General features: G+C 75.7%; 1 pseudogene. It reads left to right on the top strand.

The annotated features are described in order from the left end of the window. A pseudogene (locus J0695_RS40780) lies at positions 1–221 on the top strand (hypothetical protein); the annotation flags it as partial. Positions 222–268: the final 47 nt, after the last annotated feature.

The raw sequence follows: 268 nt of genomic DNA on the forward strand, positions 1-268 counted from the left end.
CCGCGACCGACACCTCCGGTACGGACGCGGGCACGACCGGCGGCGACAGCGGCTCCACCACCGGTGGCGGGGACGCCTCCTCGCACGGTCCGCTCGCCTCGACCGGCAGCAACGCCCTTGCCATCGGGCTTGGTTCGCTCTCGCTGCTCGGCCTCGGTACGGCACTCGTCCTGCACGCCCGCCGCAAGGGCCTGCTGGCCTTCGGCACGCCCAAACACTGACACCGCTGTACGGCGGCGGGGGCCCGGCCCCCGCCGCCGTACCCCCG

The organism is Streptomyces beijiangensis (assembly GCF_017315755.1).
Lineage (GTDB): Bacteria > Actinomycetota > Actinomycetes > Streptomycetales > Streptomycetaceae > Streptomyces > Streptomyces beijiangensis.